Annotated in this window: 19 protein-coding genes and 1 riboswitch; of the genes, 7 read left to right on the top strand and 12 right to left on the bottom strand. The window is 55.5% G+C overall.

Annotation, left to right across the window (positions count from 1 at the left end; genetic code table 11):
* Window positions 1–27 precede the first annotated feature (27 nt).
* From SH248x_RS00455 to SH248x_RS00435, 5 genes are all read right to left on the bottom strand, one after another.
* The gene (locus SH248x_RS00455; protein ID WP_459556540.1) at window positions 28–825 is read right to left on the bottom strand and encodes an enoyl-ACP reductase FabI; all 798 of its coding nucleotides are present in this window, start codon (window positions 823–825) and stop codon (window positions 28–30) included.
* Window positions 826–1239: 414 nt separating this feature from the next.
* Window positions 1240–2592: a PQQ-binding-like beta-propeller repeat protein gene (locus SH248x_RS00450; RefSeq protein ID WP_459556539.1), complete on the bottom strand. Its 1353-nt coding sequence runs from the start codon at window positions 2590–2592 to the stop codon at window positions 1240–1242.
* 102 nt (window positions 2593–2694) lie between these two features.
* A complete protein-coding gene (locus SH248x_RS00445) occupies window positions 2695–3273 on the bottom strand; it encodes an HYExAFE family protein (protein ID WP_459556538.1) in 579 nt (192 codons plus the stop codon).
* Window positions 3274–3465: 192 nt separating this feature from the next.
* Window positions 3466–4470: a site-2 protease family protein gene (locus tag SH248x_RS00440; RefSeq protein ID WP_459556537.1), complete on the bottom strand. Its 1005-nt coding sequence runs from the start codon at window positions 4468–4470 to the stop codon at window positions 3466–3468.
* A gap of 174 nt (window positions 4471–4644) precedes the next feature.
* Window positions 4645–5166, bottom strand: a complete 522-nt coding sequence (locus SH248x_RS00435; protein WP_459558558.1) for a GNAT family N-acetyltransferase — start codon at window positions 5164–5166, stop codon at window positions 4645–4647.
* A 228-nt stretch (window positions 5167–5394) separates the two neighbouring features.
* Here SH248x_RS00435 and SH248x_RS00430 point away from each other — a divergent pair, with 228 nt between their 5' ends.
* The 3 genes from SH248x_RS00430 to SH248x_RS00420 all read left to right on the top strand — a co-directional run bounded on the left by SH248x_RS00430 (window position 5395) and on the right by SH248x_RS00420 (window position 9236).
* Window positions 5395–7314: a tetratricopeptide repeat protein gene (locus tag SH248x_RS00430; protein ID WP_459556536.1), complete on the top strand. Its 1920-nt coding sequence runs from the start codon at window positions 5395–5397 to the stop codon at window positions 7312–7314.
* Window positions 7315–7815: 501 nt separating this feature from the next.
* Window positions 7816–8640, top strand: a complete 825-nt coding sequence (locus SH248x_RS00425; RefSeq protein ID WP_459556535.1) for a FliM/FliN family flagellar motor switch protein — start codon at window positions 7816–7818, stop codon at window positions 8638–8640.
* 335 nt (window positions 8641–8975) lie between these two features.
* On the top strand, window positions 8976–9236 hold the full coding sequence (locus tag SH248x_RS00420; RefSeq protein WP_459556534.1) for a helix-turn-helix transcriptional regulator: 261 nt from the start codon (window positions 8976–8978) through the stop codon (window positions 9234–9236).
* An 8-nt stretch (window positions 9237–9244) separates the two neighbouring features.
* Here SH248x_RS00420 and SH248x_RS00415 read toward each other — a convergent pair whose 3' ends face one another.
* The 7 genes from SH248x_RS00415 to SH248x_RS00385 form a co-directional block, all read right to left on the bottom strand.
* Window positions 9245–10441, bottom strand: a complete 1197-nt coding sequence (locus tag SH248x_RS00415; protein ID WP_459556533.1) for a class I SAM-dependent methyltransferase — start codon at window positions 10439–10441, stop codon at window positions 9245–9247.
* A 6-nt stretch (window positions 10442–10447) separates the two neighbouring features.
* Complete coding sequence (locus tag SH248x_RS00410; protein WP_459556532.1) at window positions 10448–11014, bottom strand: hypothetical protein; 567 nt, start codon at window positions 11012–11014, stop codon at window positions 10448–10450.
* Complete coding sequence (locus tag SH248x_RS00405) at window positions 11007–12569, bottom strand: hypothetical protein (protein ID WP_459556531.1); 1563 nt, start codon at window positions 12567–12569, stop codon at window positions 11007–11009. The genes SH248x_RS00410 and SH248x_RS00405 overlap by 8 nt, the downstream gene beginning before the upstream one ends.
* Window positions 12566–14311 (bottom strand): proton-conducting transporter transmembrane domain-containing protein, encoded by a 1746-nt coding sequence (locus SH248x_RS00400; RefSeq protein WP_459556530.1) that lies wholly within the window; start codon window positions 14309–14311, stop codon window positions 12566–12568. The genes SH248x_RS00405 and SH248x_RS00400 overlap by 4 nt, the downstream gene beginning before the upstream one ends.
* An 80-nt stretch (window positions 14312–14391) precedes the next feature.
* On the bottom strand, window positions 14392–16263 hold the full coding sequence (locus SH248x_RS00395) for a hypothetical protein (RefSeq protein WP_459556529.1): 1872 nt from the start codon (window positions 16261–16263) through the stop codon (window positions 14392–14394).
* On the bottom strand, window positions 16238–17260 hold the full coding sequence (locus SH248x_RS00390) for a hypothetical protein (protein ID WP_459556528.1): 1023 nt from the start codon (window positions 17258–17260) through the stop codon (window positions 16238–16240). Before SH248x_RS00390 ends, SH248x_RS00395 begins: the two co-directional genes overlap by 26 nt.
* 104 nt (window positions 17261–17364) lie before the next feature.
* Window positions 17365–17748 (bottom strand): sirohydrochlorin chelatase, encoded by a 384-nt coding sequence (locus SH248x_RS00385; protein ID WP_459556527.1) that lies wholly within the window; start codon window positions 17746–17748, stop codon window positions 17365–17367.
* A gap of 152 nt (window positions 17749–17900) precedes the next feature.
* On the opposite strand from SH248x_RS00385, the gene SH248x_RS00380 reads away from it, so the two are divergent.
* The 4 genes from SH248x_RS00380 (at window position 17901) to SH248x_RS00365 (ending at window position 26060) form a co-directional block, all read left to right on the top strand.
* Entirely contained in the window at window positions 17901–19469 is a 1569-nt protein-coding gene (locus SH248x_RS00380) for a serine/threonine protein kinase (RefSeq protein ID WP_459556526.1), read from the top strand.
* A 50-nt stretch (window positions 19470–19519) separates the two neighbouring features.
* Window positions 19520–19755: riboswitch (cobalamin riboswitch) on the top strand.
* A gap of 135 nt (window positions 19756–19890) precedes the next feature.
* Window positions 19891–20829, top strand: coding sequence for a DUF1559 family PulG-like putative transporter (locus SH248x_RS00375; RefSeq protein ID WP_459556525.1), 939 nt, complete (start codon window positions 19891–19893; stop codon window positions 20827–20829).
* A 224-nt stretch (window positions 20830–21053) separates the two neighbouring features.
* A complete protein-coding gene (locus SH248x_RS00370; RefSeq protein ID WP_459556524.1) occupies window positions 21054–23324 on the top strand; it encodes a hypothetical protein in 2271 nt (756 codons plus the stop codon).
* Between the two features lie 255 nt (window positions 23325–23579).
* Window positions 23580–26060 (top strand): hypothetical protein, encoded by a 2481-nt coding sequence (locus tag SH248x_RS00365; protein ID WP_459556523.1) that lies wholly within the window; start codon window positions 23580–23582, stop codon window positions 26058–26060.
* Window positions 26061–26103: the final 43 nt, after the last annotated feature.

Raw genomic sequence — 26103 nt, 5'->3', positions numbered from 1 at the left:
TCTTTCCCCCCGCAACCCCGGCAAGCATCAATGACGGCGCGACACCAGCTCCTCATCGAAGTAATTCGTTCCCATCCCCGCATCGACGACAATACCCTGCGTATTGATTCCGGAAGATCGGGGAGACAGGAGAAAGGCGACCGTATTGGCGACTTCATCGGTTTTGAGGGCGGACTTCCGCAGCGTCGCCTGCTCGGCATGCAGATAACTGTCGACATACCCCGGAATCCCCGCCGACGCCGAGGTCTTGAGCAGTCCCGGACAAACCGCATTGAACCGCACGCTGGAAAACTTGCTGAACGACTTCGCTAAGAAACACAGCGACGAATCGAGCGCCGCTTTCACAGGCGCCATATACCCATAGTTCTCCGCTGCCATCCGCGTCGTCGAAATCGAAATCGTCACAACGCTTCCCTGCTCTGGATCGAGCAGGGTCTTGAACGCATTCGAAACCGACACCAGCGAGAAACAGGAGATATTGATCGCCTGCAAAAACGCCTCCCGCGGCGTCTCATGAAACGGCAACCACCCAGCCGAGTAATCCGCAAACGCGATCGAATGCACGATCCCCTGCAGACAATCCGTCACACCGGCAACATCTTTCGCTAACTGATCAATCTGCGATTGATGCTCGACATCACACACAAAGATCGGAGCATCACCCACAAGTCCCTTGAGCTGCTCGCGTCGCGCTTCGGAACGCACCGCATAAATCACCTTCGCACCCGCATCCGTCAGCAGCTTCGCTGACTGCCACGCGACACTCTTCTTATTGGCGACTCCCATCACGAGAATCGTCTTGCCGGCCAGTTGCAGATAGTCCATGAATCCAACATCGAAAATAGAGGAGACAAAATGTTCTCCCCGATGTTAGACCATCCCTGCTCTCACGCAATCCAACCGACAAACCCAATTCCGCTTTTCCGCATCTGTGATCCTTCTCCCCCGGGGAGAAGGTGGCTGAGTCTTCGAAGCCGGATGAGGGACGGCTTCAAAATGCAAATGCCGCAAACTCTCTCTGAAACAGTCTGAAACATAGCTTGCAGATACCCAGACGAGATTCACCACCAAGGCTCAAAGAACACGAAGTATCACAAAGGGATAGAACAGAAATCGGGTGATCGGATGAGGTTAAGTTGGTGAAGACTGACGAAAGCTCAGTCTGATCTTCACATCCAGTTTTTCTTTGTGAATCTTCGTGTCCTTTGAGCCTTGGTGGTGAAGTCTTTTCTCTTTAATTTACTTCTCCGCAATACAGTACAGCATCTCCGTGCTGCGAAGATACAATCTCCCGTTGGCGATCGCATTGCTCGCCCAGAACTGCCCCGGCAGCGTATTGGTGTGCAGAACATTGAACTCGGGACCGCCCGCCAGAACATGCGTCGTTCCGCTGTCATCCGGGCAGAACACTTTTCCATCCGCCACCCAAGGCGATGCCCAGAAGGCTTTCGCACCCGGGATCCGCTTCTGATAAACCGATTCTCCCGTCTTCTGATCGACCGCGTTCACGATCCCGCCATTGCGACTGAGCAGATACAAATGCCCTTCGCAAACAACCGGCGATGACATCTGCAAGCCCGACTTGCTCAGCGTCCAGGCGACCGCTTCGGACGTCGTCTCCCCCTCAGCCGGCGTAATGTTGCCATTCCCACCCGCCTTGACCGCATACAGATACCCGCCCCCATCATCATCGCCACGGCTGCGCAGTTCATTCCCCACATACAGCATATCCCCATCCGTCACAGGCGAGGCGCTGCTCCGACCTTTCTGCATATCCAGTTCCCACAGCAGTTTCCCGGAACGAGGGTCATAAGACCGGGTAAAGACACCCCCCAGAACAAGTTCATCCCGCTTCGAGTTTTTCCACATGATCGGTGTGCTGTACTGCGACTTCTCATCCCGATTGACGCGCCATTTCTCTTTTCCGGATTCTTTCTCGATCGCAACCACAAACGACTGCTCTTCGTTGTCAATCTGCAGAAACAGCGTGTCTTCATACAGCAGCGGCGAACTCGATGTCCCCCAGCCCGCTTTCATCGGATAGTTCCCCAGGTCTTCCTGCCAGACAATCTTCCCGTCAAAATCACAGCAATACAGCCCGATCATGCCGAAGTAGACCCAGATATGCTTCCCGTCCGTGACCGGCGTTTCGGTCGCATAGGTATTATCGCCATGTCGCTCGAGCGGCGGATGGCCTTCCTTGAGGACCTGTGTCCATTTCTCTTTCCCCGTTTTCGCATCCAGGCAATACAGCTGCCAGCTGTAAACGGCTTGCATCAACCTCGAATCATCGCCGCCACGTCGACGTTGTCCTGGCTCGTCATTCGCCGGAGCAGGACGAGCCGGGGCGGGCTGTTTGAGAACCGCAGCTGTGAAGAAGAGATTGTCACCCCACACAATCGGCGACGACCACCCCTCTCCCGGGTTCTTGATCGTCCAGCTGACGTTGGTCGATTCATTCCACGTCGCAGGAATCGCCGATTGCGCCTGCGAGTTGAAAAACTCCCCCCGAAACTGTGGCCAGTTCTCTGCCTGCAGCGAACCAATCATTCCCACAACCATCACCGACGCCATCACTATCTGCCGCATCATTCCGTCTTCCTTTCAGGAATTTGACTTCTCGGCAGAACACCGCCGCTGACTAAGTAAGCACACAATCATTTTAACGTCGATACAAGCGGTCACGCCAGATCATCAACGACAAGATCCGGCAAACAGCGCGTCTATGATCTCACCCGCTTCTGCCAACCGTTCCGGCCGCGCTGCAAACACACTCCGCGGCAGGAAACTGGCAATCGGCTGCCGCAGTCGTCGGAACTCATCACGCGGCAGACTCAATGTCTGCCAGCGCTTCGACCGTGATTTCAACGCCGACGCGTAGCGTGTCAGTTCGATCCCGTAAAAGCCATAATGAAATCCTTCCAGCGGGATCTGCGAACAACTCAAATGCGGATGCGGCAGCGCTTGTCGGTACGTAAACACCAGCAGCGGCGTGAATCCGTTCCCGAAGCTCCCCGCCCACTGTGTCAGGCTTTCGAGATCATCCTGCGTCACCCAGTTTTCCGCACTGGAACGCTTGGCCGTCCGGTTACTCATCCGCCCTTTGACATCCAGCAGCAGACGACTCTCCGGCAACGAGACGATAAAATCCATCGACTTCAGCGACACATCATCCCACAACGCCCGCTGCTGCTCATTGACCGCCACATACGGCACCCGCCACGCCCGCAGCCAGGCAGCAAAAGCACGTTCATAGTGGTTGTGTGCGAGCATGAAGATCCGAAGGAGCAGGAGACTGGAACGCAGAGAGCACCCAAGGAAGCAGAATTCGTCGAGCAGAATTTAATTTGATTAGTCGAGAAACATTCGACAAGATCAAAAGTGTCATTCTGTGGAAATCCTGCGGAGAGTGATTGAAACCCATGCAGAATCCTCTGCGTTCCGGTCTTCTCCCAGTCCGGCTGATCATTTCGCCCGGTGGTTTTCTTTCCGGAGAACCGTACTTGCCTTGAGGAGCTCTTTTTTCTCCGACGCAGTCAGAGAATCCATCCCGCTGCGGGAGACTTTTTCCAGGAGCAGGTCGACGCGTTCCTGCATCGCTTTTTGCTCCTGGAGATGTTTTTGCTTTTTCTTCTCTGCTGTCTTTTCGCGTCGCTGCTGCAACCAGGATTTCTTGCTGATTGTCGGTGCATGGTAACTTTTCTCCAGAGACGTGTAGCCTTGAGAAAAGTCGTACCCCATGAACGAGTCCTCGTAAGAATCGGGCATCTGCAGACGGAAATGCTCCCAGACATTCATCAACAACAGCAGCGTCGCCAGCGTAACGATGAAAGTCTCGTCAAAGAACCATCCGACCAGCGAGAGAACAATGCCGACCGCCAGCCCCACACGAACAGCCGTCTGACGAGCCGACTTGGGGTCGGTGTGGTCAATGAGAAATGCTTCCATCATCAGTCCGCCATCGAGCGGAAACACTGGCAGCAAGTTGATCAGCAGGAGCGTCCAGTTGATCGAAAAGATCATCAGCAGGACGTATTCGAGCAGACTCGCTGACGTCTCCAGAGATGGAATCATGAGAGGCGTCAGCCGCTCATACAGACTTCCGGAAAAATAAACCGTCGGTAAGGTCGCCAAACACAGGATGGCATTGACCAGCGGCCCGCCCGCAGCCGTCATGAAGCGGGAAAAGAAATTCGGCTCCGGCTGGACGAACGCCAGTCCCCCCAGCGGCCAGAGCAGGACTTCATCGCCGTAGCCACCGGTCAGGCGGCAGGCCAGGACGTGACCGAACAGTTCGTGAGCCAGAATGGAACAGAAGAGCACACACGAAATCGTCACCCCTTCGGCCCAGCCGAACTTCAGCAGCATCCCGATCAGCAGAACAGGAAGCAGGTAGCTGACAAGAATTCTGGTCGAGAAGATCCGTCCAAGACTGAATGACCAGAACAGGGGATTGGCGGACTGTTGCATAGGGTATCATCACAGACAAAGGACGGAATGGCACGCAACCCTCTCCTCGCAGCCGCGCACAACTCGAATTGTAGGCTTGCCGATCGGAGGAATGCAAATTTTTTCGCGCGGACATTCATAATGAAAGGGACGTCGCGTGCCGTGCAGGTCCGTACTCCCGCTAGACCCGTCGAATCATTCCTCCCGCGGGTTAACCGGTCCTGGCAGGATGAGTTGGTGGAATTCCAGTGTCAACCAGCGTCCAAATTTGAACGCCGTCTCCGGCAGGACGCCGACGCGCTGAAAGCCTGCCTGCTGGTGAAGCCGGATGCTCGCGAGGTTTTCTGCGTCAATACCGCCGATCAGGGTATGAAACCCGTTTTCCTGGGCACGCCGGATCACTTCGGCCAGCAGGAGTTTGCCGAGCCCCTGACCCTGATGGTCCAGATGGACATAAACGGAATGTTCAATCGAGTATTTATTGGCCGGACGATCGCGAAACGGCCCATAACTGGCAAAGCCCTTCAAGACATCCGGATCATTGGAGTCGACGATTCCGAAGACAGGGTAATTCCCGGCGCGTTTGGCAGCAAACCAGCTGCTCATCGCAGACAACGGTCGCGGCTGATAGTCATAGAGCGCCGTCGTGTGGACAATCGCGTGATTGAAAATATCGAGGATTTGCGGAGCGTACGCCTCGTCCAGTTCGCGGAACATCGACACGTCAGCCTGCCCGATGAGGAGATTGAATGGGGGATTACGAACTCGCATGTTACCACAAAACCGGGAGAAACGGGGACCGGCGAGAATCTTGTTCCATTGAGTTTTCCGTGAATTCCCGTTCGGGCGCGCTTGGAGCGACTTGGCGGAACCCGTAGAATGCCAGTGTCATCCCAGGATGGTTGACGATCATTTACAAACTCCTCCCCAGATTCGGGAATACGAATGAACGCTGCTCACTCCGCTGTCGGAGCTCGTCATGTCGCTGGCTCGTTGATCACTTGCGGGCTGGCCTGCATTGCCCTGCTCATTCTGAGTGGATGCCCTCAGACGCCGCCACCGGCGGCGACCGGGTCGTCGACCACTAAAAAAACGTCGACCAACTCGGCAATCTGCGTCGACAGCTTTGAACGAGCCGTCGGCATTGTGCAGCCCACCAACCTGGGCGTGGATGCAGACCCGAAAACCGCGATTGCCCTCATCAACGAGTGGGTGACCTATTGCGCCCCGGCTGACAAGCTCGATGTGGGACTGGCCGTCGTGAAAGAGAAGTATCTGACCGATCCGGTCTGGGACAACGCCAAGACGCGACTGGAAAACGATCTGTTTGACCTGCGGGATGTGCGCTATCTGCGAGATGCGTACCTGATGCGTCAGATTGGGGAAAAGCTAGCCCGTCAAGCTGATAATGACCTGTCTCGCGTCAACGGCTTTTTCGATTTCGTCTGCACAAACATCGCGCTCGATCCCTCATTGACCGGGTCGACCCCGCATACGGGCTTTGAGTCGCTGTTGTGGGGGCTCGGAAGTCCAGCCGACCGCGTGTGGGTCTTTCTGGGAATTCTGCAGCAGATGAAGATCGAAGCCATTGTACTGACGTTCGATTCGGTGCAGCTGCAGGCTTATCAAACACCTTATCTGCTCGTCGGTGTTCCGATCAATGATCAGGTTTACCTGTACGACCCCCTCATCGGGCTCCCTCTTCCGAATCACGTCGAGCTTCCCGATGCTTCAAAGTGGGGGCAGGCGAGCTGGGCTGAGTTCAAGTCGGATGAGTTCTGGAAGTCCTATGAACAAGCCAAACTGGCCCATGCTCTGTTGAACGTCAAAGCAGCGGATGCCAAAGCCTGGCTGTATGGATCGAGCAGCAGCTGGTCGGCTCGGATGCAGGAGTTCGAATCTTTGCTGCGTGGCGATCAGGTGGCTTCGCTGTTTGATCCTCTCGTCGATATCCAGGGAAAGACGTCTCTGATCGCCTTGGGGCTGCCTCAACGCGTCGTCGCAGGATTGCCAGAAGGCACGCTGCCTGAGTTTGCAGGCGTCTGGACGTACCCGGAAATGATGATCAATGCCTCGACAAATCCGACCCCCGAACAGCAGCAGCAGATCGCCGTCCGGATGCAGCCGTTTCAGACAGCCAGTCTGATCATCAAATCGTCCACGTCACAGCAGACGGGTTCGGAAGATGGTCAACACCAGGAAAACAAAATGGAGCATACCGCGACCTCCGAACTGAAGTACTACAGCGCCCGGATGGGGCAGCTGCAACAGAACTTCAGCGAGTGCATTCCTGCCTACGTCAAGCTGAGCCTGAACGTTCCACAAACCATGAAAACTCGTGATGACGTGATTCGCATGATCATGGCTCAGGATGCCAACTACTGGCTGGGCCTGTCACAATTTGAGAGTGAAGACTATGCCATCGCCGCCGATAGCCTGCGACGCTACCTCGATCAGTTCGGACGTCAGGGACGCTGGTTCCAACCGGCCTTGATCAATTACTGCAAAGCCCTCGTCGCGGCAGGCAAGCAGAATGAAGCGGTCGACTTTATCAGTCAGGTCACGCTGGATTCGCCTCAGATCCAGGAGGCTGTCTACCTGATGAGACGCTGGAAGCCCGCCGAAGACGTCAAGAAAGAAGCAGCAGCCGAACCGGCTTCCGAAAAGCCTGCCACGCCAGAAGAAAAGCCAGCCGAGCCAGCCAAGGAAACAATGCCCGCTACCACACCGGCTGAAACTCCGCCCGCCTCACCAGCATCGGAACCTGTTCCTGTGACTCCTCTGCCAGAACCCGCTTCGACACCCCCCGCCACTGAGCCGGCTGTCCCAACGACACCGCCGGCTGCGGGAGGAGATGGGACCTGAAAGCAGATTGAAACTCCGTCGACAGCCATCAAGCCCAGACGCGATTCACCCGAAGGCTCAAAGGACGTCAAGGCTTACGAAGTCCTGTCGAAAATGATGCGCGAGCGATTGGTAAGCAACCAAGTATAAAATCCCACTTCGCAGCGATGAAGTCGGGTTGAGCGCATAAAAAAATAGTGCGGTGAGGTCCCCTCAAAGCTCCCAGCTTTCCCCACCGCACTATCAAGTTCGAATGTCAAGTTCGAATGTCTTTTTCTCAGACGGGCCTGTGTCGTGTTCGTCGTCGTGGGCCGTCTCGGCGTTGCTGCCGACACACAAACCTAGGTCAGCTTTATGGGGTGTCAAACGGGATTTGTTGAAATAGATAACATTGGCCAGTACGCGAGTTTAGGTAAACTTTTTCGATTGTAGTGATCCTGCTCAATCCGTTAGCGGGGATGTCCGATGTAAGACGTGACGTCCTTTTCGCACCCTCTCCGCATTTCCCGTCTGGCCCGCTTCATGATGAGCTCCCAGATCAGTCCTGTCTCAATTCAGCAAACTCTCAGCGAGAACCTCGAGGCGATCGTCGAGTGTTTCAATCGCTGTTTTGAAACACAGCTCGAGTTAAGCCCCGGCGAAGCCAAACCCTGGTCCGATGCGCTCGGTGCCTCGACATTGTCAGAGGCGGGGTTAAGTGTCCTCCTGGAAATGCAGGAGTCCTGGCTGCAGGTGCTGATTCCGGAATCACTGCCACTGCCAACTTGGTACGTTGCCCCGAACGCCTCCCAGACTTCGAGACTCGATACGCTGGGCATGGAATGGGCCTCGCTCATCATTCCCCAGGATCTCCAGGGGGGTGGCTATTCGACGACTCCACATGCTAATTTGATGCTCGCCATGCAGGCGGCTGATCCTCACGATGACGGGTTCTGGATTCCGGTCGACGTGTTGGATCAGGGAAGTCCTGTTGCGCAGATCCAGCTCATTTTCCCGGTCCGCGGAGAGACTGCTCCGGCACCGGCGGCGGTGGCGGATTTTGCCCAATTCACTCCGCCAGCCAATTCAGCACCTCGCAAGACCGACCGGATCAAACGCCTGATGCCGCTGTCGGTCCCTGTCAGCGTCCGTCTGGCTGAAAAGCGGATTACCCTTGGCCAACTGGTGAATATTGGTCCGGGAGGTTTGATCACCTTTCCCAAAAGCTGTGAAGATCTGCTCGATCTTTACGTCAATAATCAGCTGTATGCCAAAGGGGAAGCCGTCAAGATTGGTGAGAAGTTTGGATTGAAGATCAACGAGGTCGGGGCAGAGAATCCCCGTGTGTCCGGCGTCTTCACGCTATAGACTGCTCGGCCTGCCATTGATCGGCTGAGCGAATCCGGAAATGTGATTCGTCAATTACTTGACGATACGAATATTTCCATAACTTCTGGCCTCGTCTGCGTATAGAAAGGCGAGTCTCTCTGGTAGCAAGTTTCGTTGTCTGTCTATAATGCAGTTTGAAACCGCACCGATTGATCGATCTGCGCTCGTCTTCATTTGTCTTTCGGAACATTGACTTCGCCAAAGACCTCACTTTCCCTGACAATTCAAAAACGATGCCCGACAATAACTCTCTCGCCACTCAATCCCGTGACAACTCCTCCGATGCTTCGGCTACGGGGGCGCGCTGGACATTCTTGACGAACCATTCGCACGTTCTGGTGTTGCTGCACCGCAATCCGAATATGATTTTGCGCGACGTGGCTCAGGAAGTCGGGATCACCGAACGAGCAGTCCAGCGGATCATTGCTGAACTTGAGGATGCGGGCATTATTGAACGCACGAAGGTCGGGCGACAGAACCAGTACAGCATTCGTCCGAATCAGCCGCTGCGTCACTCGATTGAGTCTCATCGCACAATTGCTGACATGCTCAATTTATTTAACCCAAATGGTTAGCGCGGCAACTAATCAGCTCCATTGTTCAGGTGACAGCTGGCCATCGACAGCCCAAAGAACTCGGTCAGTGAATTCATCTGCTCCGTCAGTCGCTCATGCTGACGTGGATCGACCGAGTCACGTTTGACGGCTCGGATCAGCAGGTTCTTGTGAGTGTGCTCCAGATCGATGAACTCCATGATCTGGACATGGTAGCCGTCGCGTTCCAGGGCGATCGATCTGAGCGTATCGGTCAGCAGTGATGCGAACTGTTCCTTCAGGATGCCATGCTTCCACATCGGCGCTAAAAGGTCTCCCGAAAGCATCGGTCGGACTTCGTGCTGGCAGCAGGGGACAGCAAGGATGACGCGGGCTTGTCTGGAGACAGCCAGTTTGAGGGCATCATCGGTCGCGGTGTCACAGGCATGGAGGGCGACCGCCAAGTCAATCGGCTCTCCTTCCTGGAACTCGGCGATGGCTCCGACGCGAAAATCGATGTTGTCGATCGCCAGTCCTTCTGCGATGCGTCGACAGGTCTCGACGACGTCACTGCGGACATCGATTGCGGTCAATTGCGCAGCGATTCCTTTTGCCTGGAAGTAATGCTGCATGGCAAAGGTGAGATAACTCTTGCCGCTGCCGTAATCGACGACCTTCAAGCTGCCATCTTTTCCCGGGGTCAGATGTTCGGAGACATCGTCGATCATTTCCAGGAAGCGATTGATCTGACGAAACTTGTGATACTGACTGGCACGGACTTTCCCTTCGGGGGTCATGACGCCGATGGCTTCAAGGAACGGGCAGGGTTGGCCTTCGGGAATCAGGTAGGCTTTCGTCCGGTTGTGGCTGACCGGAGTCGTCGGGATATCGGAACCGGAAGACTCCAGGAGGCGCTCTTTGAATTTCCAGCCATCGGGTTTGGAGGCGGTGATGTGAGTCTCGCTGCGCGAGGAGACAATGACTGCCTGACGGAATGTTGTGCCCAAAAGTCGGCTGATCTGCCGGGCGGTCGTGTTCCAGTTGAGATTCTCGTGTCTTTGCTGGCGTCCTTCCTGCCAGGACCACTGCCACAGCGGCTCGGATTTGATCAGGACCGGATGGATGGTGACCTTGGTCGCGATGAAGTCCTGCGCGATGCGGTCGCTCAAGGTCATTTTTGCCAGCGATGAAACCTGATCGGCGAGCAGGTGATCGAGGCGTTCTGCGGATGAACTCAGTTTTGTCATGTGGGATCAGGTTCCTGCGACGACGATGCTGTTGAGCTCGTCTTTGAGTCGGACGAGTGTGCCATCTCGTCGACGGTGTGGTTTGAGGATGATTTCTCTCCGACGCGCCATGCGGATCGTGCAGTCTCGGGAAGACCAGACGACCTCGCCAATGGTATCGAAGGCCACGAACAACGCGCCGGGAGTCTCCAGCAATAGGTCGACGGCGTCAATCGTGACGGGTTCGACTTCCTGCCCCTGACGTGACTGGAGGCTTCGTCGTAAAGATCCCAGCCAGCAGGCTAGAGTCCGCTCGTCAGCGAGGATGTACTTCTGACCCATCTTGCGAATCTGTGGCGAGAAGAGCAGCCCGCGCGAGGTGGCGTAGACGTGGCAGATTCTGGGGAGATCCTGTCGTTCGTAGACCAGCACGCCGAGGTCTCTGAGATTGTCGCCGACCAGTTGGTGAATCGACTCGGGAGTCGGGTCGGGCTGTGAGAGTTCGACGTGTCTGAGGCAGTCTCGACAGACACTGTGATTGAGGATCGTCCAGCCGGTGCAGTAGGGGCAGAAGTAGAGGGTTAAGCTATTCATGCCGCGGCGTCGATTCGGACAGTTGATGGGCGAGTTGGACCGGCTGAGGATGGTGCGAAGACGGTTGTTTTTCTGCAACGGTATCGCTGCGGTCCTGGCAGCGAACGAGCAGGCGTAACATAGGACCGGGAACCAGTCCGATTAATAACATCGTCATCGCCAGTCCGCCACAGGTCAAGCTCCGAATCTGCGTTTGCTCGCGCGCGGGGCTGGCTTTGACGGGGTCAGCCCAGAGACAGACCAGCCATCCGTAGGTCTGTTTCCAGAAGGCGGCGAGGGCACATCCCCAGAGAAGAACGATGAACTGATAAACAACGACAGGATCAATGAAGCCCGTCAGGCTGGTTTGGATACGGACAGTGGTCAAGCTTTCGATGGTGACGATCAGCTGCCAGAAGCCCCATGTGAACGGCGCACCAGCTAACGAGAATGCCAGGACGGTCAGGCTGACGCCGAGAATCGGGCGTTGTCTTCCCCAGCCTGCAATGATGTCACGATCAACGTGCTCATGAGAAGTCTCATTCGGCAAAGACGTACTGGCGCGATGTTTCCAGGCGATCAGATACTCGCGTTCCAGGAAAAGAAGCAGAGAGCCCCCTAAAGACAACCAGACGATCCAGCCCATGACAATCGAGGCGGCATCCGGCCAGCTCCGCAGTGACGTCCAGACGGCCGATTGCTCACTCTGAAGGAGAGACAAACTCATCAACGCCAGCATCGGCCCCCAGCCGACCAACCATGCGAGGTTAGCCCAGTCGCTGAGGCTTTTTGTACGATAACTCATGACAACGCTCAGAAGCAGCGAGATCATCGATGTGACAATCAGCAGGCTTTGAGCCGTCGTGGTATCGATCGTCAACCCGAGGTCTTGAGGGAATGATGTCAAACGCCAGAGGAAGACGGCGACAGCGACATGAACCGGAAAATCCGTGAATGTCGAGACGCTGCTGTCCTGCCTCTGAGAACGTCGCCAGATGGAAAGCGGCAACTGAGCGAGTGATGTGCCGATGACGAGGACTGTGGCGAGCGTGGTCAGTTGTGAGGATTCGGTACTCGTTGATGGGGACTCATTCATCAGTAGGACAAATCCCACCGTCATCCACAGACCTGTCCACAGGCCCCAGCGAGGGTCGCTCGATGCTGACTGGCGCGGAGTCTGCGGTCGCAGTGATAACGCAACGACGAGTTGCAAAGCGGCTAGAACAACGAGAGGAGAGGTCCCGCCACAAACTAGAACCAGACCAGCCAGTTGCGCCAGCATCGTCCAGCGGAGATGTCGATGCAGCTCCGCAGCGAACAACAGCAAGGCACAGGAGATGGCAACCCCCTTTCCGACCAGCCAGCGCTGAGACGCCCAGCTGATGGCTTGTCCGGGGCGAAGTGACTGATCGAGCGCCGTCACTCCCGTATCACTGACAAATGCAAAGACGGCAGCGATGATCAGGCCACAGGCGGTGGCAGCCATCGCGAGCTTGGAATTTCGACGGCTCAACAAGCCGACAATCAGGCTCGCCAGCAGAAGGACGACGGTGACTGTCATCGCGGAGTCGATCATGAACGACCCTCCGGGCGTTGCGCGGGTTTGACGTTCCGCGGCGGGGCCTTTTCTTCAAGATCCGGTTCAAGCGGCTGGTCGGAGTGGGTCTCCTGCGACACGCTGGCAGTGCTCCAGTAGGTGAGTAACAAACCGGGTGCAGTGGCAGTGATGAGAAACGCCAGGCCCGCGATCGAAGTTGTGAGGATCGAGGAGGTCGCGGGCGTTGGTCTGATCGTTGATGACTTCTTGGCGATGCTTCCGGGCAGTTGATCGAAGACGGGACCTGTCGCGACTGGCAGGCGAGGATCTCCCCAGAGCATCCCGGCGGCGATTCGCCACCAGGCCCAGCTCATGAGCAATTCGGAGGCAACAAACAGAAACAACATCCAGAGAATCCCGCTGACTTGAATCCGGCTCAGAGACAGGAAGATCAACGCTCGGGACGGGAACATTCCCAATAAGGGAACGCCATAGCCCAGAGATACACCGGCCAGCCACAGCTTTGACCATTGAGGAGATGTCGTCGAAAGACCGCCGAAACACGCGCTGTCGAGTTCGTTGAATTTCTGATTCAGCGAGATTAACAGCGTCGCGAGGTAGGTGACCCACATCGTTAGCTGAATGGCCAGCAGCCAGCTTGCCTGCGTTCCAAGTTCGCGAAGCGTGAGCAGTCCTGTGAGAATTAAGAGGAGATCGCGAACAATACTGACGGCCAGCAGTCTTCGAAGCTCCGTTTGAGCGAGGGCTACCAGCGAGAGATAGAAGATGCTCAAAATGCTCAACAGGATCCAGATTGCTCCCGCCGTAACGACGGTCTCGCCGACAAAGGGCAGGGCAATGCGAGTCACAAGAAGAATAAGGCCCGCGGACAGCCAGAGAGTCATCAGTCCAAAGAGTTCCAGGGGAAGCTGGCGATACAGAGTGATCAGCCAGCGATGGAACGGAAACAGGCCGCTCCAGATCGACAGACTGATCAACATCGCCAGGAACGCCAGAGGGCGGGTCTGACTGAAGGCATTGGCGAGCATGGGATCGGCCAGCGGAGCCCGTTTCATGCGTAACAGCAGATCGGAAAGAGTGAAGTCGATGGGACCAGTCTGCGTCCCCTGCATGGAGGAAATACTCGCCAGTCCACCGGCAATCAGCAGCATCGCCAGGCCTGCAAAGATAGCGCTGGTCATCCAGTTGCCCAGAACTTCGATGGAGTCCCTGCGACGTTCTGCTTCGCCCCAGGAGGAGAGCAGGCCACAGGAGAGAAGGACCATCAGCATCAATGAGGAAAACAAAGAGACGATGTCATCGGCCAGCAGGAAGACGTTCATCGTCAACTGCATCGCAGCGAGCATCATGATACGTGACAACCAGGAGCGAAGTCGTGTGGTGTCCAGGAATCGAAACCGGCGTGACCACGACAGGCAGAAAAACAGCAAGCTGCTCGCGAGCACCATCGGGATGCGCTGGCGATCGAGCATCAGCTGGACGATCACGCCAGGACCTGCCATTCGGACAGACTGCGCGTTGACCCAGGTCAATTCCGAATAAAGCTGGAGATCGCTGAGAACCGCTGTCGTCGAGGGCCTTTCAGGCCACATCAGGACCATGCCCAGGCAGGCTGCGATCAGCATCACTGTCGTTGTGGCACGCCAGATCCAGGCGGTCAGATGAACGCCGAAGAGGCTCCAGACAAGCATGAGCGCGCAACCAAACGATGGTATTAGAACCATCAGCATCGCCAGAGAATTGACGATCACGCTCGGCACCCGACTGATTGCTCTTTTCTAGTTAACACAGGGGAAAGCCCCGGAAAAGCGACCTGCCACACAGATTGGTTTTGTTCACTCTAGTTTGACTGCAGAAAAATGACCAGCATGATTGTCGTCGCGAACATCCAGATCATGATCATCCAGGGAATGGGATGAGTCGTTAACAGGCTCAATTCCTGTTGAATGTTGATGGTCAGTTTCTGCGGCGTACGTCCGGTTAAAAAACCAGCAACGATCCAGTCGAACATGCGTGTGAGCTGAGCAGCCCCTCGAACAAAAAGGGAGACTCCGAAGAATGCTTCCGACGAATAAAAGGCCTGACGCCCCATCAAGATCAGCGACGAATCGGCAAGCCGTTCTGACCAGGAGCGAAGTTTAGGAACTCGGCAGACCAAAACCCCAATAATGATTCCCATCACCCCGACGATGGCAGAAACCAGGCCCCAGGGAGAATAGACACCAGCCTGCTGATAGGCGCCGACGAGACCGTGCCAGCCGAATGCTTCTGTCAATAATCGCAGCCCATCGGGACTCGACCACCAGGCGCGCTGATGAATAATCAACCCGATGCCCATGGCCCAGGCAATCGTCAAGAGTTGTATCGTGACACTGAAACGAGGTGTGAGCTGACTTGTCATTGCTGACGGAAGCGGAATCGCGAGCAGACTCTTGGTCCATGCAAAAATCGCGAGTCCTTGCCCGAGAATGATGACGATGACAGGCCCGAGAAAGCCATGGGAAGAAAATTCGTGCAGCAAGCCCATCGGTCCACACACGGATAAGGCAGCGAGGATCAGGATCGCCCAGGTCGGCAAATAGGTCATCGTCTGTCGATTCGGAATCGTCCTGAAATACCAGGAAGTCACCAGCAGGAGCGTCATCCAATTGGCGAAGACAAACATTCCCGAGGTGAGACCAGTTTTCACGCCGGACATCATCCCTGCAATCACCTGACTCCCCACCCAGGAGAACGACCATCCCAACGATGTGTCCCGTTGGTTGGAACAGGCAGCAATGAATGCAGACAATGCACCAATCACTAATGTCATCAGGATCAGCGAATCAATGATCGTCGCATTCCAGATGACATGGTGAAGTTTCAACAGCAGCAGGCAGGCAGGACCGACACCGAACAACAAATGGAATAGCGCAAGGGTCGTCGCGCCACGTCCGCGCATCAGATCGTTCCCCAAGCTGACCAGCGGGAGCAGGAGTCGACCACACACCGCCAGCCAAATGCCAAGTGCAGCCGTATCGAGTGCTGCGGGATTGTCCTGGAAAATTGTCCTCAGGCTGTCTCGATGGAGAGTGACTGCGAGTTTTGTCGAAGACAGTCCCGAGCCGATTACTGAGATCGCCAGCAGCATCCCCAGATCCGTGATGAGCATGGGGATCATGAATTTCATGAGATCGCGCGGTCGCGGCTTCGATTCATTTATCCACAGAAGTCCGCCGGAAAGAACGGCCATGAGCATCCAGACGACCAGGAAGACCCAGGCATCGCCCGCAAAAGCCAAGAGAAAAATCAGCATCAGACTGACCGCCGCGAGTATGCCCGTCACGCGCGAATCTGATGGACGTCGCACTCCGATCCATGCCATCGCGATCATTGGCAACAACCAGAGCAGAATCCCGCTCGCTAACCGATCAGCGTGAAAACAGATGGCGATCTTCAACTCGGCAGGACTGCCGATAGACAGCCAGGTGATCGTCGGTTGGGACGAAACGACTTCGTCGAGAGGGGCCTGATTCCATAGCAATGCCAGTCCCGCCCATGTCAGCAGGCAGCAGATCGACGTGCTGAGAATTCCGGGCCAGCGGATGCCGAAAATGGCGCACAGTCCAACCCAGACGGCATGCCCACAGACGAGGAGCGCGATCACCCAGAAGCCCCACACAGGAACGGTCTGTATCAGCGTTTCACTAGCGACCTGCGACAGCAAAGCCATCCGTTGCCTCTCTTTCGGATCGTCCTGAGCCTGACTGGTCTGCATCGGTCAATGTCTGTGTGAAAATCTGCAGCAGGCGTTGACGCTCGATCGCGAGTTCCTGAGTCTCGCGATGTCCGAACTCCGATTGATAGGTCCACCACAACAATAGACCAGCCGCCAGATCGATGCCGAACGTGATGCCGAGGAGTTCCCACCGCCCCAGCCCTGGCACTGACCAGACAATGAAGAGGGTTCCCTGAACCATCAGAATCATGCCGAGGAGTGACCGCGTAAAAATCCCCTGTGCAATCGTGGCCCAGCCTCCGAGCGTCATGAGGACCAGACCTGCACGCGTCAGGAAAACAGCCTCCGCGGGCATGGTCCAGCCACGATGTGAGACAATGACTTCACAGACAATCACTCCGAGAATCGCGGTCATCATCGCCATCATGATCTGCTCACCGATCAGCGGACGAACCATGCGATTGAGGGGAGTGACGCCCCATAAGGCGAGTGAAGAAACCGTGGAACTCGCCCAGCCGATGGTGACAACCAGCAGATGGAACATCGCGATGAGAGAAACACCGATTCGAGACGTCATCATCGCCATGCTGCCGAGAATCATGACCGCGAGCAGCCAGATGACCGCATCGAGCGTGAACCGGCTTTGCAGCATCGCGATGCTGGTAAGGACGGTGATGAGTCCGAGGATTGTTGAAAATCCAATCTCAACAGAAGCAGCCTCGCCGGTCGCGGTGATATTTTTTCCGAACAGAACCAGGCAAGCCCATAGAGTGACTGCGATCGCGCCAACCTGCGGGTATCCGAATCCGATACGCCCTTTCTGCGCGACCTGCATCAGTGCTTGAGAGGGATCGAGATTAGCAACAGCGGTGAGACGTTCGTCCGTTCGTCGGCCCAGGCCCATCAGGATCAGCCCGCTTCCCAGCAGGAAGATCTCCAGCGCAAGTTTGACACTCACTTCAAATTTTATCAGGTCCTCAAAAATCTCCATGAGTCGACGATTCTTATCCACTCTTATCCACGATGCGGCTGTCGTCATGCGAGCAGCCGAACGCTCTTTATCAGGTCACGACGGTTTGCCAAAGGTCTGGCCTATTATGCCGGAATCCCTTTCGCTTCCGCCAGTCGAGTCAGCAAAATCTCGACCAGATGCGGATGAACACCTAGCGGCGGGCAGACCGCGAATTCCTGCTCGGGCCACTGCTGGCGGAACTCTTCGCGGAATTCTTCGAGATCCTGGACGACATGGATCCCCGGAGAAAGGAAAAAGGGGAGCAGGAAGACTTTCGCTGCTCCGGCTTCGATACAGGCGCGGGCTCCCTGGGGAATTGTCGGCTCGGTAAGCTCCAGATAGGCGACTTCGATATGAGTGTCGGGGAGCCGACTTCGGAGGTGGTCAGCCATCGTTCTGAGGTCGTCATTGGCTTCTTTGCGACGTGAGCCGTGTGCGATGAGGAGGATCGCTTCTTGAGGGGACATTGGTTGTCTTTCGTCTTGCCTTGTTTACAAGCCTGCTGGCCGGTACGTTTTGAGATGGTAGAACTTGTGTGCAAGTTGCGTGGTGGAGGGGGCATTTTGACGTGCTCCGATCACTTCGCAAGTCCGTTAGCCAAACTGAATCAGGAATCTCCATGCTGCCCGAAAACGTTGGACCGTATCAGATCGAAGGAAAGATCGGCGCGGGGGGGATGGGAACGGTTTACCTGGGACGCCATATCGTTTCCCGCGAACTGGCCGCCGTGAAGGTGCTGCCGGCCTCACTGGCGCGTGAGGATGGGTTCGTCGCGCGATTCGAGCGTGAGATCGAATCGATGCAGAAACTGAAGAACCCTCACGTAGTCGAACTGTTCGAGTCGGGAGTCGATGATAACGAGACGTACTACTATTCTATGGAGTACGTCGAGGGGAAAACGCTGACTCAGGTGATTCGCGATCAGAAACGCATCCCCTGGCGCGAAGCGATCGACATGGGTATTCAGATTTGTGCAGCGCTAAAAGCCGCCCATGATGCGGGGATTGTGCACCGCGATCTGAAGCCCTCGAACCTGCTCGTGACCAAAGACAATCTCGTCAAGCTGACGGACTTCGGGGTCGCACAGATGTTTGCAGCCGGGAAGTTGACGGTCACAGGAGGGATTATCGGGACGGCAGAGTACATGTCCCCGGAACAGGCCCAGGGACACCGTGCGACCAAGAAGTCGGACCTGTATTCGCTGGGAGCAGTCCTCTATGCGATGGTGACAGGCCGCCCGCCGTTTACCGGGAACACGACACTGGATGTCATTCAGAAACACCGCTTCGGCCAGTTCGATGCCCCCAAGACGATCGCACCCGACATCCCACACTGGCTGGACCAGGTCATCTGCCAATGCCTGGAAAAAGACCCTGAGAAGCGGTTTCCGGATGCGTTTGTGTTGTCGTTGCGGCTCAAGGAGATCCCGTCGAAGGTCGATCTGTCTGAGAGCAAGAACACAATCCCTGCTGGCGGCAAGAAAAAATCACGCGTTAGTAATGTCACGTCGGTCGATGATGCGACGCTGATCACCGAATCGGGCGATCCGAATGCCGTCGGCGGAACGCTGATGCGCGATCTATTAAAGGCACAGATCGAACAAAGCAGGGCAAAGAGCGAATTCTGGGTTCTTCTCGAAAACACCTACGTGCTGGTGACACTGCTGATCGCTGCGCTCGGGCTGATCTATTACTTCACGTTCTATGGCGAGTTGACTCCCGATCAGAAATTCGAAAAGGGGAAATCCCTCTACGCCCAGGGCGAGTCCCGATGGATCGAAGCCCGCGACGAGTATCTCGAACCTCTGGTCAAACAAGACCCATCAGCCTGGGAAGAAAAAGCGGCTCCGATGATTGCGGATATCGATGTCTACGAACTCAAACAGGATTTCGGCATTGGCAAGAAACTTCGTCGCCAGCCTTCCAGCTACGAAGAACCCAAGCGATTCCTGCACCTGGCTCAGACAGCCTACGAACAGAAGATGCGACGGAATGGAAGAGGCCGTCATTGCGCCAGCAGCCACAGCAGTGGTCTTGAGAAACTGGCGTCGATCAACAGTAGAGTGAGAAATGCGAGAAGGATGCGTGGCCATGGTGGGATCCTCAAATCGAGGGAAGCGGCTGGAAGGGTTTTCTCTATGTTATCGAGCGCGACGCCAGAGGTACAACAACAAATTGACGACCGCTGATCGGTCTGGACGAATCAGGACTCGATTGCGGTACAAAGAGGGAGTGGATATCATCCTCAACGGACATGGGTGCCCGCGGGCTTGTTGCCTGGTGGGAGAATAGGGAAGACGGTGAAAATCCGTCGCGGTCGCGCCGCTGTATTCGGGGACAACGACTCACACCTGATGCCACGCACAAGCAGAACCAACGGCCGCCAATTGAGCCGGAACAGGACTGTAAGTTCGGAAGGCAGAGTCGTTCGCAGGATCCGAAAGCCAGAAGACCTGCCCGTGGTTCTGTTGTTTTGAAATGCTGCGCGAAACAGCGTTTTGGAACGAGTGTCACAGCGTTCAATATTGCCTGTCGGCAATGTTGTTAAGTCACCATCGGATATTCAAACACGGTGATTGTCTGCGCTGTGACGGCTGAAAGGTACGTCGAATGAACTCTTTTTCTTCTTCAGGTGGAGATTGCGCTCCTGCCTCTTCACCTTTCCACGAGCGTCGTGGATTCACGTTGATTGAACTGCTGGTGGTGATCGCGATTATCGCGGTTCTTGTGGCTTTGTTACTGCCCGCCGTGCAACAGGCCCGCGCAGCAGCACGTCGGTCCTCGTGTCAGAACAATCTCAAACAGTTGGCGTTAGCGCTGCACAATTACGCCGACACGTACAACCACTTCATGCCATATAAAATTGATGACCGCAAGTGCATCAATGCGATCGTCAATCAAGGTGTCTATGATGCGGGTTCGATCCGTTACTGGTTCGGAACCGTCAATTATGACACCACTCCAAATGACACGCCTGACGAGCGGATCGTAGACTTCGAAGACGGAATTCTGGCTCCTTTTATGGAGTCAAACCGCGCGGCCTATCAATGCCCCGATCTGACCGAACAGCATGTCGATGCCGTCCCGTTCGGGAAGCTGACGAGCGGTTATGCCTATAACGGCAAGACTCTGGGACCTGGCATAAACTACGATTATCCTGCTCCAACGTATTCAGCGTCTGTCTCACGAGTTCCCGTCACGCGACGATTTGCAGACATCGCACAGACGACAGCCACGATCGCGTTTGCTGATTCTGCCAAGGTCGATTTCAATGTGAAGTTCCTGGAGAACTGGTACCTCGATCACCCGGAAGACAACAACCCCACGATCCATTTCCGACACACGAAAGCAGCCAACGTCGCGTTCGCCGATGGACACGTTGAATCGAGAACCCGACACTTCCTGGTCCTGGTGCCGGGCGACAACTATATGTCCCAACCGCAGGCAGATCGCATGAATAAGGAAAATCTCGGGTACGTCACCGATGGTGAAATCAATGCCTCGAACTATCAGACGCCCGCCGGAAATATGCTTTACGACCGCGACTGATTCAGCCGTTGATACCGATATACCTGCTGACAACCAGACGTTGCGACGAACCTGACGTCGCGTGTCTCGATCATTCGTGTCCCTATTCGTTTGGGATCAGGCGGAGAAGTCACCTACGCGTTCTAACGCCGAATTCTGCAATTGACCTCATGTCCTATCTTTCGGGTAAGATACACGGTTTGCCAACCACTCAATGCGACACCCGTCCGGGAGCTGTTGACGCCGTGTATTCTTATTCGCGTTACTTCCGAATTCTATCGATCACCATCTGTGCTGCTGCGCTGACACTCGCCCAGCTGCGTGCTGATGACATTACCTTGAATAACGGAACCGTTTTAAGCGGAAAGTATCAGGACGCCCCGGGGATTTCCCAGCCCGCGATTGCCAAAAATCGCAGTGGAAATGTTCCGAGCAATCCTCTGGGTGTAATCGACAACGACATCAAACGCTACTTCGTTCCCATCCGTCAAATCCGAAATCGGGTCGCCGCTCCGCCTCCTGCTCCTTATACGACTTTCGAGATCGAGCAGGCCGGTCGCGCCGGTGGTCGACAAATCCAACAAGTCGGCGTCTACCAGACCGGAACTCCATTTTCCGAATACGGCCGACGAAATATCCAGATTTTTGCAGATAAGAATGTGGTTGTGACTCAGGGGATCACCAGTATCTCGCCGACCGAGGTCAAAATCTCTGCGTTGAATTTTAACTGGGATTATGCCGTCACGACATCGTCGCTGAAGCTCGACAACTTGCTACAAATTATCAGTAAGAGAATCAAGCCAGACGACATCGCGCAACGTCTGACCTTTGTGAGCTTTCTTCTCGAACTTGGTCGTCATGATCTGGCGCTGACTGAACTCGAGAGGATGTCGAAGGAATTTCCGGACAACACCGATCAGATCGCGAGCTTTCGTGATCGCACCAGACAACTGCTCGCCCAGAAAATCCTCAACGAGATCAAGTCCAGGAAAGAAGCGGGGCAGCATCAGCTTGCCTTCAAAGCAGTCCACGATTTCCCCAGGGAAGACATCAACGCCGCGAACTCTCGCCAGGTCCAGGAGATCAAGGCGGATTATGAACAGGGCGTCGAAAGTGTCGATCAGATCGACGCCGAGTTGCGTCTGCTGATTTCTCGCCTGGAGAAACATCCTGAAATCGAAACGCTCAAGGAATGCGAACGCGAGATCCTCGAGTCCCTGGGCTATGACGAACTCGACCGCATGAAACCTTTCCTGCGAGCGGCGCTGACCCCCAACACATCCGACGATGCCAAACTTGCTTTGGCGCTGTCGGGATGGATGGTCGGCTCTGACAACGCCATCGAAAGCCTGACGACGGCTGTCAGCATGGCAAAGGCCCGCAAGCTGATGGTCGACTACCTGCGCAGCGACGACCCGAACATCCAGGCTGCCAACCTTTCCGATCTCGTGCGTCTGGAAGGAGTCGGCCCAGAGACATTCGGAAAGCTGGTCCCGATGATGCCTCTGGAACGGCCGGCACAGCTTGGTTTGAGTCCCTCGTCGACTTTTTACACATCCCCGGAGGGAACCGGCTATCACGTCCAGATCCCTCTCGAATATCGTTCCGAGCGGGAGTATCCCCTGATCATCGCTCTGAATGATCCTTCCACCCAGGCCGATACCGAACTGCGTTTCTGGGCTGGTCATTCTGCCTCCCCTGGTCTCGCCATGGAGCGAGGCTATCTGACGATGTCTGTTGAGTATCTGAAAGCCTCAGATCCTCTCGACAACGCCCCAGAGCAATATCATGCGAGAATTCTCAGTGCGCTGCGCGACGTCATGAGACGTTTTCGTGTCGATCAGGAACGGGTCTTTATCGCCGGACATGATATCGGCGGGACCGCTGCGATCGATATGTCTCTGTCGCATCCGGATTTATTTGCCGGCTGTGTCGCGTTCACGGCCAAGCTTCCCTCGGTGATCAAGGATTATCGTGACAACAAGCCGACGGTTCCCATGTACCTCGTCAATGGGAGCATCGATTCTGCCATCGATATGAACGAGATGTTCCACATCGACCACATGATGGCTCATGGCAACGACATCATTTATGCCGAGTTCAAGAACCGTGGCCACGAATTCTACTTCGAGGAAATGCCATCGATTTTTGACTGGCTGCCAAGACATCGTCGTGTGAATTACCCGAGCAGTTTTGACGTCCAGATGGCTCGTCCGACAGAGAATCAGTTCTTCTGGCTGCGACTGGCAAACATGCCTGCCAACAGCCGGAAAACCCTGCAGACGTACGCGCAGATCAGCCCGAATAAGGATGTCGTCAATATTCGGACGGGAGCAGAGAAGATCGATGTCCTGCTGAGCCCGGAGCTGGTTTCCTTCGAGAAGCATGTCCGCATCAGCATCGGTCGTCGCGATCTGCCGCGTCAGATTCCAGAACGAAACATCGAGACCATGCTCGAAGAATTGAAACTGACCGGAGACCGCAAACGCCTCGTCTGGATGCGCGTTTCGATTTGAGCCTTCGACTGGAACTCGACAGCGTTTTTTTTGTCTCTGACGTTCTTTCATGATGAATCGTCGTCCTGTCGTTGGTTCTCTCCGGCTGGGGAGGAAATGGTTTCAATCGTCGGCCCGACTCTGTCTAATGTCTCGTATCGAAGTCGATATCCCGACAAAAGAAACAGAGCCCCTGGTTGTTAATCTGACCAGAGAAATAAGCTCCCGTTGTGATACTCTCCAGGTAACTTTGAGGAGAAGCTGATGATATTCCCCATGCGACGAGCGGTAGCCCTGCTATTAACCCTGACGCTGACCGCCAGTACGAATGCCGCTGACCCGCCACGAAGTTTCAGCGGCATCTACCCTCACCTGGCGATGTTCAACAACCAGGGCGAATGTGGCACAGGAGCCGTCGTTCCTTGGGCCGGTAAACTGTGGGTCGTGACCTATGCTCCTCACGAACCGAAAGGTTCCGATGACCGACTCTACGAGATCACCCCCGACCTCAAGCAGACGATCCGCCACGAAAGCATCGGCGGGACACCGGCCAACCGCATGATCCACGAGGAATCGCAGCAGCTTTTCATCGGGCCGTATGTGATTGATAACGCAGGCAAGGTCCGTGTCATTCCCTATAAAAACATGTTTGGTCGCCCGACCGGGAATGCACGCCACCTGACCGATCCGGCGAACTTGGTCTACTCGGCATCGATGGAAGAAGCTCTCTACGAAATCAACGTCAAGACACTGGAAGTCAATGAGCTCTTCGCTGATGAAGCGGTGAAGGCGGGGCGTCACTCCGACCTTCCCGGTTACCACGGCAAGGGTCTCGCTTCTGGATTTGGTCGCGTGATTTATGCCAACAACGGAGAACACGGCAAGCTGGCTCAAGAGCGTCCCGATATCCCCTCCGGCGTCCTCGCTGAATGGGATGGCAAAAGCAGCGCATGGCAGATTGTCTCGCGAACCCAGTTCACGGAAGTCACCACCCCCGATGGCATTCACGGCAACCTCCACCCTGACAAGAATCCTGTCTGGGCGATGGGCTGGGATCATCGCTCCCTCATCCTGATGTGTCTGGATGGCGAGAAGTGGCATCGCTATCGTCTCACCAAGGCCAGCCACAGCTATGACGGCGCCCATGGCTGGAACACCGAATGGCCACGCATTCGTGACATCGGCGAAGACGATCTTCTCATGACCATGCACGGTGCCTTCTGGAAATTCCCCAGTGAATTCCAGCCCGGAAAGACGGCTGGCATTCGTCCTCGCAGTTCGTATTTGAAGATCGTCGGCGACTTCTGTCGCTGGAACAACATGGTCGTTCTCGGCTGCGACGATTCCGCTAAAAACGAGTTTCTGAATACTCGTAAAGCCAAAGGCAAGCTCGCCGGGCCTGAGCAGTCGCAATCAAATCTTCTGTTTCTCCCTCCCGAAAAACTCGATGACTTCGGCGGCATGATCGGGCATGGCTCCGTCTGGATCAATGACGAGGTGACCGCCCATTCCCCATCCGACCCGATGCACGTCGGTGGCTTCGATAGCGCCAGTCTCTACATCGCCCATCAATCCAAATCGCCCGTCACGTTCCAGGTCGAAATCGACGCGACTGGGAATGATCGTTGGACACCAACCGGCGAATTGACCATCCAACCCGGCGGCGGTGAACTCCATTCGATCAAGCTGCAGAACGCAGAATGGCTTCGCATAGTCCCACAATCAGACGTCAACGCAACCGCGTCATTTGAACTTCGCACGAACGCTGCTCCCTATCAGGAAGAGACCACTCTCACACAGTCGCTCGCCGATCCAACCGATGCAGAATTCAACGGCGGTCTTGTTCGCGCTGGCAAAAAAACTGTTGGACTGCAGATGCTCGCGACAAAACAACACGCTGGAGTTTCAACACCCGTTGGCTACTACGAACTGACCCCCGACCTCAAATTTGAGAAGAAAACCGATCCTGAAAAGAGCGCATTCATGGAGTCCGAAGTCGCGTTAAAGAAGGATGTCCTCACGATCGATGGCAGTTCCATTCTCTTCATCGACGACAACGGACTTCGCTACCGCCTGCCGATCGGTAATCCCTGGTTTCTCAAGAATCCAACAGCCGTCAATTCCCAACGGATCGCTCGTGAGATCTGTACCGAACGCGATCTCTTCCAGGTCGCAGGAACCTTCTTCGAACTCCCTGCCCGTAACGCAGGCGGGATGCAGAAAATTCGTCCAGTCAGCACACACGATCATTTCATCCATGATTACTGCTCCTGGCGTGGCCTGATGGTGCTCACAGGCATCCAGCCAGACGCTGCAAAAAATGATCCTCACGTCCTCGTCTCAGACGACGGCAACGCAGCCGTCTGGCTAGGCAGCGTGGATGACCTGTGGCATTTCGGTTCGCCGAAAGGGCAGGGGGGACCATGGACAAAGTCAGCCGTAGCCGCAGGCGAGACGTCCGATCCCTACCTTGTCACCGGTTACGGCAAGAAATCCCTGCGAGCAGAATCGTCTCAGCCAACGACATTGACAGTGGAATGCGACTTCCAGGGCAATGGCACCTGGACCAGTATCGGCGAACTGACACTTTCAGCCGCGACCTCCAGCCATCTACTAACGATGAATGGGACCAGCGAACCCGTCAAGTCAGACGCCAGCGGCAAGATCCAGCTACCAGACGCCTTGAGCGCCGCGTATTGGGTCCGGTTCACGTCAGCTCAACCCTCGACCGTCACGCTTGAACTGACGTACGAGTGATGCAATAAAAAAAGCCACTGGAGAAACACCAGTGGCTTTTTCA

It is taken from the genome of Lacunimicrobium album, from assembly GCF_052161635.1.
GTDB lineage: Bacteria > Planctomycetota > Planctomycetia > Planctomycetales > Planctomycetaceae > SXPC01.
The sequence above is the reverse complement of the archived record's forward strand: the minus strand, read 5'-3'. Positions and strand labels throughout refer to the sequence as shown.

What these genes read in the sequence shown, in the direction of transcription:
- SH248x_RS00425 (WP_459556535.1), top strand. Translation starts at nt 7,816, where the DNA reads ATGATGAGCTCCCAGATCAGTCCTGTCTCAATTCAGCAAACTCTCAGC.
- SH248x_RS00365 (WP_459556523.1), top strand. Translation starts at nt 23,580, where the DNA reads ATGCGACGAGCGGTAGCCCTGCTATTAACCCTGACGCTGACCGCCAGT.
- SH248x_RS00395 (WP_459556529.1), bottom strand. Translation starts at nt 16,263, where the DNA reads ATGGCTTTGCTGTCGCAGGTCGCTAGTGAAACGCTGATACAGACCGTT.
- SH248x_RS00455 (WP_459556540.1), bottom strand. Translation starts at nt 825, where the DNA reads ATGGACTATCTGCAACTGGCCGGCAAGACGATTCTCGTGATGGGAGTC.
- SH248x_RS00430 (WP_459556536.1), top strand. Translation starts at nt 5,395, where the DNA reads ATGAACGCTGCTCACTCCGCTGTCGGAGCTCGTCATGTCGCTGGCTCG.
- SH248x_RS00435 (WP_459558558.1), bottom strand. Translation starts at nt 5,166, where the DNA reads ATGTTCCGCGAACTGGACGAGGCGTACGCTCCGCAAATCCTCGATATT.
- SH248x_RS00375 (WP_459556525.1), top strand. Translation starts at nt 19,891, where the DNA reads ATGAACTCTTTTTCTTCTTCAGGTGGAGATTGCGCTCCTGCCTCTTCA.
- SH248x_RS00390 (WP_459556528.1), bottom strand. Translation starts at nt 17,260, where the DNA reads ATGGAGATTTTTGAGGACCTGATAAAATTTGAAGTGAGTGTCAAACTT.
- SH248x_RS00410 (WP_459556532.1), bottom strand. Translation starts at nt 11,014, where the DNA reads ATGAATAGCTTAACCCTCTACTTCTGCCCCTACTGCACCGGCTGGACG.
- SH248x_RS00445 (WP_459556538.1), bottom strand. Translation starts at nt 3,273, where the DNA reads ATGCTCGCACACAACCACTATGAACGTGCTTTTGCTGCCTGGCTGCGG.
- SH248x_RS00450 (WP_459556539.1), bottom strand. Translation starts at nt 2,592, where the DNA reads ATGATGCGGCAGATAGTGATGGCGTCGGTGATGGTTGTGGGAATGATT.
- SH248x_RS00380 (WP_459556526.1), top strand. Translation starts at nt 17,901, where the DNA reads ATGCTGCCCGAAAACGTTGGACCGTATCAGATCGAAGGAAAGATCGGC.
- SH248x_RS00385 (WP_459556527.1), bottom strand. Translation starts at nt 17,748, where the DNA reads ATGTCCCCTCAAGAAGCGATCCTCCTCATCGCACACGGCTCACGTCGC.
- SH248x_RS00415 (WP_459556533.1), bottom strand. Translation starts at nt 10,441, where the DNA reads ATGACAAAACTGAGTTCATCCGCAGAACGCCTCGATCACCTGCTCGCC.
- SH248x_RS00440 (WP_459556537.1), bottom strand. Translation starts at nt 4,470, where the DNA reads ATGCAACAGTCCGCCAATCCCCTGTTCTGGTCATTCAGTCTTGGACGG.
- SH248x_RS00405 (WP_459556531.1), bottom strand. Translation starts at nt 12,569, where the DNA reads ATGATCGACTCCGCGATGACAGTCACCGTCGTCCTTCTGCTGGCGAGC.